This window comes from Pseudomonas sp. Mb7, from assembly GCF_054790525.1.
Genome location: NZ_CP186501.1, coordinates 2,501 through 15,160, shown reverse-complemented (window position 1 = coordinate 15,160; position 12,660 = coordinate 2,501). Strand labels below are relative to the sequence as shown.

Below are 12,660 nucleotides of genomic sequence, written 5' to 3'. Positions count from 1 at the left end.
GAAATGATGCCGCAACGATAGCACAGCACTGGAACGCCAGCGAGACAGCTACCTCTGACCGGCTGGTCAGTAATCGCCGTCAATCGTCTGGATTTTCACCCCCGAGGCACGGCACCCTCTTCCAGTTCCAGCATCAGCCCGCTCAGGCGTTTGACCTTGCGCTGCACTGCCTCCTCGAACACCCCCGGGCGGGATTCGATCAGGGTGAACCAGTGCTTTGCGCGGGTGATGCCGGTGTAGATCAATTCTTTGGTAAGCACCGGGTTCAAGGCATCGGGAAGGATCAGCGCGGTGTGGGCAAACTCCGAGCCCTGAGACTTGTGCACCGTCATGGCGTAGACGGTTTCGACGTCGTTGAGGCGGCTTGGCAATACAAAACGCACGCCACCCTGCCCATCGTTGCGCGGGAACGCCACGCGTAACACCGGTTTGCCCGCGTCCGGCCCTTCGCGCTCGGGCAGCTTGAGGGCGATCCCGATGTCGCCGTTCATCAAGCCCAGACCGTAATCGTTGCGAGTCATCAGAACCGGACGGCCTTCGTACCATTGCTGATCGTTTTCAATCAGACGTGCTTTGAGCAATGCGGCGGTGATTCGTTGATTCAGACCTTCGACACCCCATGGCCCTTTGCGCACGGCGCACAGCAACTGGAAAGTGTCGAAAGCTTGCAAGACCTCGCGGGCCCAAACGACCCAGTCCGGATGTTCGAGGGGCCGAGCCGAGGGTGGGCGCTGATCACGCAGCACACTCAGATAATGGCGGTAACCCTGCGGGCCGTCGCCGTGCCCTTCCAGCAGCAGGCGCTCCAGCTTGTGATCGTGTTCACCCTTGAGTGGCAACGAATACACATCGTCATGGTGTCCGGCGGTGAGCAACTGACGCGCTTCATCCGGCAACTGTTGATTGACCCGACGCGCGAGCTGACCGATCCCGCTGCCCTCGCCGAAGCGCCGGGAGTGGCGCAGCATGACCACCTGCTGGGCCAGCGGGTGGGCGCCATCGACGTCTTCATGCAAGCCGCTGCCCTGCAACGACTCACCGCTGACCGACTCCAGCCACTGTCGGGTCTGCGGGCTGTACCAGCCACCCTCGGCGTCACGGCACAAATCCCCCAGTACAGCGCCGGCCTCCACAGAGGCCAGTTGGTCCTTGTCGCCCAACAGAACCAGGCGTGCATGGGGTGGCAAGGCATCGAGCAGATTGGCCATCATTTCCAGGTCGATCATCGAGGCTTCGTCGACCACCAGCACATCCAGTGGCAAGCGATTGCCGGCGTGGTGGCGGAAATGGCGGGTGCCGGGACGGCTGCCCAGCAAGCGATGCACGGTGGTGACGTCACAAGGAATCTTCGCCCGCACCTCTTCGGTAACTTTCAGCGACTGCACCTGCTGGCTGATGGACTCGGTCAACCGCGCCGCGGCCTTGCCTGTCGGTGCCGCCAGACGAATCCGCAGCGGATGACCGGTAGCGACTGCGGGCGCTTGAAGCAGGGCCAGCAAACGCACCACCGTGGTGGTTTTGCCGGTACCCGGACCGCCGGTGACGATGCTGAAGGCACCGCGAGTGGCAAGGGCGCAGGCGAGTTTCTGCCAGTCGATTACCTCGCCGGTTCTGGCTGATCCGAACAGTTCGTTCAAGCGCTGCGGCAGATCGTCCGGTGTTGGTTCGACTTGCTCCAGGCGCTGGCGCAACGCCGTATCAATGCGCCGCTCGTAGGTCCAGTAGCGTCGCAGATACAGACGTTTGCCCGACAATACCAGCGGGCGTTGCTGTGCGAAATCGCTGGAATCCGCCGCCAGCGCGACCAAGGAGCTGCCCGCCAGCACCCTGCACCAATGAGCACCGTCGAGCGCCTCAAGCAATTGCGACGGCAGCAACAGCACACCGCCTTGCACGTCGCCTTCGGGGGGCAGTGACAGCGCGAAGTCAGGAGCTTTAAGGGTTTCGTACAGATCAAGACAGACATGACCGTGGCCCAGTTGATGGCTGGTCAGGGCGGCAGCCAACAGCACCAGCGGATCCGTGTCGCGCTCAAGTTCGTGCAGGAACGCGACGAACGCTTTGTCCAGCGCACGCAGCCAGCCACGCTCGACCCAACGAGTCAGCAATATCAACAGGTCATCGGCGCTGGTCAGCGGCGAAAGCCTCGACAGGCTGTCGGCTGCGAGCGGTATGGGTAGCAGATCGGCAAAGGTGCGGCTCATAGCAGGACTCCCTGTTCCCAGGCGGGTTCGGACTTGGGTTCGGGTTTTCCTTGAAACATACGGTCGAGACGCTCGATCAGTTCACGAGGGGGACGGGCGAAATACACACCACGACTGTCAGCACGCGTGCCACGCAGGAACAGATACAACGCGCCGCCGACATGTCGGTCGTAATCGTAATCAGGCAGCCGCGCCTTGAGCTGGCGATGCAACGCCAGCAGGTACAACACGTATTGCAGGTCATAGCGGTTGTCGAGGATCGACTGTTCCATGGCCTGCTCCGTGTAGGCCTGATCATCCACACCGAGCCAGTTGGATTTGTAGTCCGCCACGTAATAACGGCCATCGTGTTCAAAGGTCAGGTCGATGAAGCCTTTGAACATGCCATTGAGTTGCACCGGTTCGGCTGCCACGCGGGCCACGCCCCGATGCGTATGCTGACGCACCAGTTCGTCGAGTTTGAGTACATCGACTTTATGGCTGGCGAACCAGAATTCCATTTCGACCCGATATTGCTTCAGCTGTTCGAGTACAACCGGTGGCTGCCCGCCGGCAATCGGTAGTGGCGATTTGAGCAAATGCTGCAACCAGTCACTCAAGGTGGTGATCCAACCCTCCCAACCGCGAAGGTTGCAGCGTCGGGCAATCGCATCCTCCAGCGCCTCGCGGGAAACGGCAAAGCCGTCATCTCCCGCCCATTCCAGCAAACCGTGGAGAAATGTTCCCGGATTGGGACCGCGCGGAAAGCGGTGGATATCGGCGCCGCCGGCAATGATTTCCCGCGGCGCATCGGGGTCGAGGCGTTCGTCATCAAACAGCTTTTGCGCTTGTGGGCTGTCCGGTGCTTCATCGCTGCCGCCACTCAACACGTCGCTGATGCGCAGAGCGCTGTAGGAGGCGATCCACCAGTTCTCGCTGGCCTTGCGCTTGGGCAACAGTGTGGCACTCAGCACGGCGTCATTGCGTGGCGGCTGGTAATGCTCGTCGGTAGGTTGGGGCATTTCATTGATATGGATAGCCGGGCAGTCTAGTTGCAGGTCTTGCAGCCAGCGTTTCAGTTCGCTGGACTCGCCAAGCGATGCGCCGCCACCAAGCAGATAACCCAGCGCCGAGAGGTGCAGCACCGAGCTGTTGTTATTGCCCCGTTTGAGATCCGTCACGCCCAACCAGCAGGCATGTTGTGCGCGAGTCAACGCAACGTAGAGCAAGCGCAAGTCTTCGGCCAGACGCTCATCGTCCGCTTGCGCTACCAACTCGGCAGTTGGTTTCAAACTCACTTGAGCCTTGCCCTCTGCATCGTGGTAATGCAGTGGCAGGCGACTGCCATCCACGGGTTTTGCCGAACAAATGAACGGCAAGAACACCAATGGATATTCCAGGCCTTTGGACTTGTGGATGGTCACGACCTTGACCAATTGCTCATCACTTTCCAGACGCAGAATCTGCTCTTCGCCGGCCTGGCCAGACACTGCCAGCAGTTCAGCCAGATGGCGAATCAGCGCTTGTTCACCGTCCAGCTCCGCTGCTGCTTGCTGCATCAATTCCGACAGGTGCAAAAGGTTGGTCAGGACACGCTCGCCATCGCTGCGTGTCATCAAGGTTTGCGGCAGATGGAAGTCGTGCAGCAGGCGGCGCAACATCGGCAGCACGCCTTGCTTGCGCCATAGCTCGCGATAGCCACGGAACTGCATGACCCGGGTTTCCCAGACCAGTTCGTCCTGGTTCAGACGTTCCAGTTCAGCCAATGGCAGGTTCAGGGTGATGCAGGCCAATGCGGCTTTCAGGGAGCGTTCGACATCCGGCTCGGCACAGGCCTTGAGCCAGGACAACAGGTCGTGGGCTTCTTGTGCCGCGAATACCGAATCCTTGTCCGACAGGTAAACGCTGCGCACACCACGGGCGGCGAGTTCTCCGCGCGCGGCCTGGGCTTCTTTGCCGTCGCGCACGAGAATCGCGATGTCGGACGGCCTCAGGCCTCTGAAATCTTTACCGTCCTGAATGAACCCTGCGCTAGCGTTTTGCCCACCATTGAGCAGCGAGGTGATTTCGCTGGCGCACGCTGCCGCCAACTGCTGACGATAGACCGCACCCGACAGTGGCTGGTCGGTGGACAAGTGCCAGACATTCAACGCCGCGACAGCTTGCCCGGCAACTTGCAGCTGTTCCTTGCGACCTTGAGATTCGACGGGGAGGAACGGCACCGGGTTGTCGCCGTTTTTCTCGCGGAACAAAAACGCCCCGCGGCCCTGCTCTCGGGACTCGGCGCGTGCGAAAACATGATTGACCGCGTTGACCATGCCGTGGCTGGAACGGAAGTTGGTGCCCAGCGTATGCAGCCGGCCAGTGGTGGCCTGACGCGCACGCAGGTAGGTATAGATGTCTGCACCGCGGAAAGCGTAGATCGCCTGCTTCGGATCACCAATCAGGAACAGGCCGGTTTCAGGACTATTGTCTTCGATGCGATAGATGCTTTCGAAGATTCGATACTGCACCGGGTCGGTGTCCTGAAACTCATCGATCAGCGCGACCGGGAACTGCTCGCGAATCAACGTCGCAAGACGTTCGCCTCCGTCGGATTGCAGAGCGGCATCCAGGCGCAACAACATGTCGTCGAAGCCCATCTCGGCGCGACGCCGCTTCTCTTCTTCAAAGCGCGCGCCTACCCATTTGGCGGCATGTTGCAACACTGCGGCATCAGGGGTTGGCAATGCATCGAGGCTCGACTTGAGCTTTGGCATCGCGTCCAGGCCGGGGTGACTGGGAGCTTGGCCTTTCCACGCTTCGGCCATCCCGTCGGGAGTCAGTCGGGTGAAACCGGTGCCGATATCCAGTTGCTCCAGGGACTCATCTTCGGCCCATGCCTTGAGCTTTTCGAACCACGGTTCGAAGTAACGCGCCTGCATCTTGCGACCGTCGACAGTTTTGCTCGCAACACCTTGATGACAGATGGCGAGCAATTCGTCTGCCCACTGACGCCATGGCATTTTCAGCTCGATCAGCGCGGCACGGCGTTCTTGCAGACATTCATCGATCAGCTCCGCAGGCGCCTTGCCCTCGTCGCTGTCACGCTCGCTGGCGAACAGGCCGCGCACGCGAGGCAACAACGCCGCCGGCCCACCCCAATTGCTGCGAACCCAATTCAAGGCATCGCCCTGCATCGGGTAACAGAACAGCCGCCAGTAATCGCGCAGCACTTCGCCGAGCAACTCGCTGTGATCGGTTTCCAGGGATTGGGTGAACAAGCTGCCGCTGTCGAACGCATGCTCACGCAGCATGCGCTGACACCAACTGTGGATCGTCGAGACAGCTGCCTCGTCCATCCATTGCGCGGCGACATCGAGGCGGTTGGCGCAACCGGGCCATTGTGGGGAGTCGAATTGATCACGCAATTCGGCGATCAGCGCGTCGGGCGCAGGCGTTTCGTCACGAAAGAATCGAGCGGCCTCAGCCAGACGCGTGCGTATGCGCTCCCGCAGTTCCTTGGTCGCGGCATCGGTGAAGGTCACCACCAGAATCTGTGGTGGCAACAATTCTCGGCCGAATCCACACGCCTCGTCACCATGCCCGAGGATAAGCCGCAGATACAAAGCCGAAATGGTAAAGGTTTTACCGGTACCGGCACTGGCTTCGATCAACTGGCTGCCCTGTAGCGGGAATGCCAGTGCGAGGGGTGTCTTGGTACTCATGCGCGAGCCCCTTCGGTGGACAGCGAACGCCAGGGCGCTTCAAACAACGGGCGATACAAGGCGTCACACCAACCGGAGAACGTCTCATCGGCAAGCAATGCCTCAAAATCGGCAAATTGCCGTGACAACGCCGGGCTCTCGCGGCGCTCGCCTTCGCTGGTCTGCCCGTCACCTTCATAGGCTTTACGCGCGGCCGCTTCGGCCTTCAGCGGGTCGCTCTGAGCGAGCCACGCGAAGGCAGTTTTTACCGCGATCGGCAGTGGCTGACGCATCCCGGCCTGCCAGGCGAGGAGCAAATCACCGAGGAAACGTACCGCTCGATCCGGCTCCATCGGTTCAAGCAGCAGCGTGTCATCGCTGGCCACCAATGCGGTGCTCAGGGAAAGTCCACTGGCGCAGGCCACCAGATGATTGACCCAGGGTTTGGTCAGGCGATGCCATTTTCGGCTTTTGATCGAGCCAATGCTGTTGGGAATGGTCGTGACCGACAACAGGCCACTGTCGGCGCGCTGATGCAAACCGGCGAGCCAGCCTTCGAGTCGCAAGCCCTGCAATTCAAGGTTGACCGGCGTGGCACTGCTCAACGGGGTCGGCCACAATGTCAGCAGTTGCTGATAACGCTGCAGTAGATCCGGCAGAGGTTCGATCAGCTCTCGCTGCAGGCACTCGCCAAACCCGGCCATTGGCAACAGACCGCTGTCTTGCAGACGTCGTGCCTGGGCAGTCAGCGCCTGTTCGACATTGTCCGGTTGCCTGAGAGCAGCTTCGAGCAGGCTGTCGCTGAGCGTGTAACGCTGCAATGCGTCCAGCACGAAGGGTTCTTCATCGGCCAGGGGGGCTTCGGCCGCTTCGAAATACACCTTGAGGCGTTGCGTGAAAAAATGCCGGACCGGGTTGCGCAAAAAGTCCTGCAACAACGCTAGGCTCAACGGGTCTTCTTGCACATAAGGAGTGAGTAACTGCGCTTCGTTTTGAGGCTCATGCTGTTGATGCAGAACCTGCCATTCGCTGGCATAGCTGAAGAGTTGGTCGCCCTCATGAAAATAGCGCGCACTGAACGGTTGCAGCGGGTGCTCTTGCGTCATGGCACTCAACAGATCGCGATTTTCGTCGAGCAATCGCCAACCGCTGGCGAGGTGATCGCGCAGTTGGCCAATCAACACGGAGGCCGGTCGTTCACTGTTGTCGCGGATGCTGCGCCCCACCCAACTGATGTACAGCTGATTGCGCGCCGACAAAAGCGCCTCAAGCAAAAGATAACGGTCATCTTCACGTCGTGAGCGATCTCCCGGACGGTAGTCGCTGCCCATGAGGTCGAAGTCCAGCGGCGGCTGCGCGCGGGGATAGTCGCCGTCGTTCATCCCCAGCAGGCAGACCAGTTTGAATGGAATGGCGCGCATGGGCATCAGCGTACAAAAATTCACGGCACCGGCCAGAAACCGCTGAGACAAACGCCCTTGGTCCAGGCCGGCGAGCCAGGCTTCACGAACCACGGTCAGTGGTAGCTCATCCGCCAGACCTACAGCCTCACAGGTTTCCAGCCAGGTTTCGCGCAGCTCTTCGAGTTGGGTCAACAAGTAGTCGTCATGCTCGTTACTGGCCTTGAAGAACAGTTGCATCAGCGCTTGCAAACGGTATCCCCACTCCTTGGGTTGAGCGGGTTGGGTGAGCTGCTGGTGGGCCAGTTCCAGCGCATCGAGCAGAGCCACCAACGGCCCGATCAGTGCGGCGTCGAGTCCGCCGATCTCATCGTAGGGTTCAATCCCTTCGCATGCATTGGCACTGCCGACGGCGTAGCCCAGAAGCATGCGACGCAGACCGAAATGCCAGCTGTTTTGCTCAAGCTCGTCGGGTAAACCCAGACCCGCTCGCTGCTCGGCATTCATGCCCCAACGCACGCCCGCGCCTTCGATCCAGCGATGCAGTGTCGGCAGGTCGCGCTCTTCTACACCAAAGCGAGCGCGGAGTGCAGGAACGTCGAGCAGGTCGAGAATTTCACTGACCGGGAAACGACTGTCGGGAAGCTTGAGCAGGTGTTCGACCGCGATCAGCAGTGGATCACGGCCACGTTGCCCCTGATCCGCCAACGTGAAGGGAATAAACCGCGAATCATGCCGGTCAAGCTGACCAAATACTGCGCGGATATGCGGGGCATAGCTATCGACGTCAGGCACCATGACGATCACATCGCGCGGACGCAGATCCGGGTTGGCACTGAAGCGTGCCAGGAGCTGGTCATGCAGTATTTCGACTTCACGTTGTGCGCTGTGGGCAATATGAAAGCGGATCGACTCGTCCTGTGCCAGATCGACAGCAGGCCAGTGCTCACGGGTTTCGTTGAGTGGGCGCAACTCCAGGATATCGTCCTGGAGTTGATTGAGCAGATTGTGCGGCTGAGTTTCGCTGAACAGGTCTATGCGGCCGTCGCGAAAAGCCGCCCGATAGCTATTGGGATCGTCATAACTGTCGAGCAGGTTGATGTAGTCCCGGCCCTGTTTGCCCCACGCAGCCAATAGTGGATGGGCGTGTTGATGCAGTGTTTCAGGATCCAGCACTGCTGGCATTCCGGTCTTGCGCGATTGCCGTTTGTATTGATGGCGCAGCAGATCCTTGTCGGCGACAATGTCGGCCCAATGGTGCCGGCACGGGTTGTGTACACACAGCAGAACCTGACTGAAACGCGCGAGCCCGGCCAGCGCTTCAAGTACTTGGGCTGGCAGCGAAGAAATCCCGAAAACGATCACTCGCGAAGGCAATCCCGCAGGTGCTTCGTTGAGGTTGTTGATGCGCTCAATAAACCGTTGATGAACGCCGGCACGACTCTGCGCCATACCTTGCTCACCCACGTCATCCAGCAGCGCACGCCACAGTTCTGCCTGCCAGCAACTGGTCGGGGGCAGTGGTTTTACTTCACCTCTGACAGTGCGCAATTGATGCCGGCCTTCGGCCCAGTCTTCCAGCCAGTCGGCCCGGTACACCTGATATTGGTCGAACAGATCCGCCAAGCGTTCGGACAATTGATAGCGCTTGCGCAGGTCGGTGTCATGGGTAAGGAAGCGTTGCAACGGCTCGAAATGCGGGCGATCAATGACCTGTGGCAGCAGACGCATAAGGCGCCAGGTCAGCGGGGCCTTATCGAGCAGGGATTTGGGAGGAATTTCATCTCGACCCAATACCATGCGGTAAAGCTGCCACATGAAACTGCCCGGCAGTTGCACATCTATCGCGGCAGCAATACCGCAACCTCCGAGGTCGTCGTCCTCTGGATCTTCAGCCAAGGCCAGTTTGAGCCACTGCGCAATACCGTTGCTCTGCACCAGAGCGATTTCGTTTTCCAGCGGGGCCAGTGGATAGCGCCGCATTATGCTGATCACAAGGCTGCGCAGTTCGTCCAGACTATTGCTCTGGACCACCATGAATGCAGCGTTGAGGGACTGGGAGTCCGGCATAAGGGTTTCCTTGGAGAAGTACAAAAGCCAGGGCAGAACCTTAGCATTGTCGACAGGGTATGACAGCCGGACGACATCCTTGAATGCTGTACGAACTTTCCCGCGGGCAAAACAAAACCCCAACTGCTTTCGCAATTGGGGTTTCGGAATTTAATCTTGACGATGACCTACTCTCACATGGGGAAACCCCACACTACCATCGGCGATGCATCGTTTCACTGCTGAGTTCGGGATGGGATCAGGTGGTTCCAACGCTCTATGGTCGTCAAGAAATTCGGGTACTGACTCGTGGCCTTGTGGCCTCGCTTCAGCAAATTGGGTATGTGATAGCTTTCGGCGTTTGTGAACATCGAACTTTCGGTTCGTTTCGTCTTCACACACCGCAATCTGGTCTCTTCGACGCAAATTGCTTGGGTGTTATATGGTCAAGCCTCACGGGCAATTAGTATTGGTTAGCTCAACGCCTCACAGCGCTTACACACCCAACCTATCAACGTCGTAGTCTTCGACGGCCCTTCAGGGAACTCAAGGTTCCAGTGAGATCTCATCTTGAGGCAAGTTTCCCGCTTAGATGCTTTCAGCGGTTATCTTTCCCGAACATAGCTACCCGGCAATGCCACTGGCGTGACAACCGGAACACCAGAGGTTCGTCCACTCCGGTCCTCTCGTACTAGGAGCAGCCCCTCTCAAATCTCAAACGTCCACGGCAGATAGGGACCGAACTGTCTCACGACGTTCTAAACCCAGCTCGCGTACCACTTTAAATGGCGAACAGCCATACCCTTGGGACCGGCTTCAGCCCCAGGATGTGATGAGCCGACATCGAGGTGCCAAACACCGCCGTCGATATGAACTCTTGGGCGGTATCAGCCTGTTATCCCCGGAGTACCTTTTATCCGTTGAGCGATGGCCCTTCCATACAGAACCACCGGATCACTAAGACCTACTTTCGTACCTGCTCGACGTGTCTGTCTCGCAGTCAAGCGCGCTTTTGCCTTTATACTCTACGACCGATTTCCGACCGGTCTGAGCGCACCTTCGTACTCCTCCGTTACTCTTTAGGAGGAGACCGCCCCAGTCAAACTACCCACCATACACTGTCCTCGATCCGGATAACGGACCTGAGTTAGAACCTCAAAGTTGCCAGGGTGGTATTTCAAGGATGGCTCCACGCGAACTGGCGTCCACGCTTCAAAGCCTCCCACCTATCCTACACAAGCAAATTCAAAGTCCAGTGCAAAGCTATAGTAAAGGTTCACGGGGTCTTTCCGTCTAGCCGCGGATACACTGCATCTTCACAGCGATTTCAATTTCACTGAGTCTCGGGTGGAGACAGCGCCGCCATCGTTACGCCATTCGTGCAGGTCGGAACTTACCCGACAAGGAATTTCGCTACCTTAGGACCGTTATAGTTACGGCCGCCGTTTACCGGGGCTTCGATCAAGAGCTTCGCGTTAGCTAACCCCATCAATTAACCTTCCGGCACCGGGCAGGCGTCACACCCTATACGTCCACTTTCGTGTTTGCAGAGTGCTGTGTTTTTAATAAACAGTCGCAGCGGCCTGGTATCTTCGACCGGCATGAGCTTACGGAGCAAGTCCTTCACCCTCACCGGCGCACCTTCTCCCGAAGTTACGGTGCCATTTTGCCTAGTTCCTTCACCCGAGTTCTCTCAAGCGCCTTGGTATTCTCTACCCAACCACCTGTGTCGGTTTGGGGTACGGTTCCTGGTTACCTGAAGCTTAGAAGCTTTTCTTGGAAGCATGGCATCAACCACTTCGTGTTCTAAAAGAACACTCGTCATCAGCTCTCGGCCTTAAGATCCCGGATTTACCTAAGATCTCAGCCTACCACCTTAAACTTGGACAACCAACGCCAAGCTGGCCTAGCCTTCTCCGTCCCTCCATCGCAATAACCAGAAGTACAGGAATATTAACCTGTTTTCCATCGACTACGCTTTTCAGCCTCGCCTTAGGGACCGACTAACCCTGCGTCGATTAACGTTGCGCAGGAAACCTTGGTCTTTCGGCGTGGGTGTTTTTCACACCCATTGTCGTTACTCATGTCAGCATTCGCACTTCTGATACCTCCAGCAAGCTTCTCAACTCACCTTCACAGGCTTACAGAACGCTCCTCTACCGCATCATCCGAAGATGATACCCGTAGCTTCGGTGTATGGTTTGAGCCCCGTTACATCTTCCGCGCAGGCCGACTCGACTAGTGAGCTATTACGCTTTCTTTAAAGGGTGGCTGCTTCTAAGCCAACCTCCTAGCTGTCTAAGCCTTCCCACATCGTTTCCCACTTAACCATAACTTTGGGACCTTAGCTGACGGTCTGGGTTGTTTCCCTTTTCACGACGGACGTTAGCACCCGCCGTGTGTCTCCCATGCTCGGCACTTGTAGGTATTCGGAGTTTGCATCGGTTTGGTAAGTCGGGATGACCCCCTAGCCGAAACAGTGCTCTACCCCCTACAGTGATACATGAGGCGCTACCTAAATAGCTTTCGAGGAGAACCAGCTATCTCCGAGCTTGATTAGCCTTTCACTCCGATCCACAGGTCATCCGCTAACTTTTCAACGGTAGTCGGTTCGGTCCTCCAGTTAGTGTTACCCAACCTTCAACCTGCCCATGGATAGATCGCCCGGTTTCGGGTCTATTCCCAGCGACTAGACGCCCTATTAAGACTCGCTTTCGCTACGCCTCCCCTATTCGGTTAAGCTCGCCACTGAAAATAAGTCGCTGACCCATTATACAAAAGGTACGCAGTCACAGAACAAAGTCTGCTCCCACTGCTTGTACGCATACGGTTTCAGGATCTATTTCACTCCCCTCTCCGGGGTTCTTTTCGCCTTTCCCTCACGGTACTAGTTCACTATCGGTCAGTCAGTAGTATTTAGCCTTGGAGGATGGTCCCCCCATATTCAGACAAAGTTTCTCGTGCTCCGTCCTACTCGATTTCATGACTAAGAGATTTTCGCGTACAGGGCTATCACCCACTATGGCCGCACTTTCCAGAGCGTTCCGCTAATCTCAAAGCCACTTAAGGGCTAGTCCCCGTTCGCTCGCCACTACTAAGGGAATCTCGGTTGATTTCTTTTCCTCAGGGTACTTAGATGTTTCAGTTCCCCTGGTTCGCCTCTTGCACCTATGTATTCAGTACAAGATAACCATCTTATGATGGCTGGGTTCCCCCATTCAGACATCTCCGGATCAAAGTCTGTTTGCCGACTCCCCGAAGCTTTTCGCAGGCTACCACGTCTTTCATCGCCTCTGACTGCCAAGGCATCCACCGTATGCGCTTCTTCACTTGACCATATAA

General features: G+C 57.8%; 3 protein-coding genes and 2 rRNA genes. All 5 read right to left on the bottom strand.

Features of this window, described 5'->3' with window-relative positions; translation table 11 throughout:
• Positions 1 to 95: 95 nt before the first annotated feature.
• The 5 genes from recD to ACOYXH_RS00020 all read right to left on the bottom strand — a co-directional run bounded on the left by recD (position 96) and on the right by ACOYXH_RS00020 (position 12,654).
• Positions 96 to 2,204, bottom strand: coding sequence for an exodeoxyribonuclease V subunit alpha (gene recD, locus ACOYXH_RS00040; RefSeq protein ID WP_095126606.1), 2,109 nt, complete (start codon positions 2,202 to 2,204; stop codon positions 96 to 98).
• The gene (recB, locus tag ACOYXH_RS00035) at positions 2,201 to 5,890 is read right to left on the bottom strand and encodes an exodeoxyribonuclease V subunit beta (protein WP_460410155.1); all 3,690 of its coding nucleotides are present in this window, start codon (positions 5,888 to 5,890) and stop codon (positions 2,201 to 2,203) included. The genes recD and recB overlap by 4 nt, the downstream gene beginning before the upstream one ends.
• Entirely contained in the window at positions 5,887 to 9,339 is a 3,453-nt protein-coding gene (recC, locus tag ACOYXH_RS00030) for an exodeoxyribonuclease V subunit gamma (RefSeq protein WP_460067044.1), read from the bottom strand. The genes recB and recC overlap by 4 nt, the downstream gene beginning before the upstream one ends.
• A 154-nt stretch (positions 9,340 to 9,493) precedes the next feature.
• Positions 9,494 to 9,609 (bottom strand): 5S ribosomal RNA (gene rrf / locus ACOYXH_RS00025).
• Positions 9,610 to 9,760: 151 nt separating this feature from the next.
• Positions 9,761 to 12,654, bottom strand: a 23S ribosomal RNA gene (locus ACOYXH_RS00020).
• Positions 12,655 to 12,660: the final 6 nt, after the last annotated feature.

What these genes read in the sequence shown, in the direction of transcription:
- recD (WP_095126606.1), bottom strand. Translation starts at nt 2,204, where the DNA reads ATGAGCCGCACCTTTGCCGATCTGCTACCCATACCGCTCGCAGCCGAC.
- recB (WP_460410155.1), bottom strand. Translation starts at nt 5,890, where the DNA reads ATGAGTACCAAGACACCCCTCGCACTGGCATTCCCGCTACAGGGCAGC.
- recC (WP_460067044.1), bottom strand. Translation starts at nt 9,339, where the DNA reads ATGCCGGACTCCCAGTCCCTCAACGCTGCATTCATGGTGGTCCAGAGC.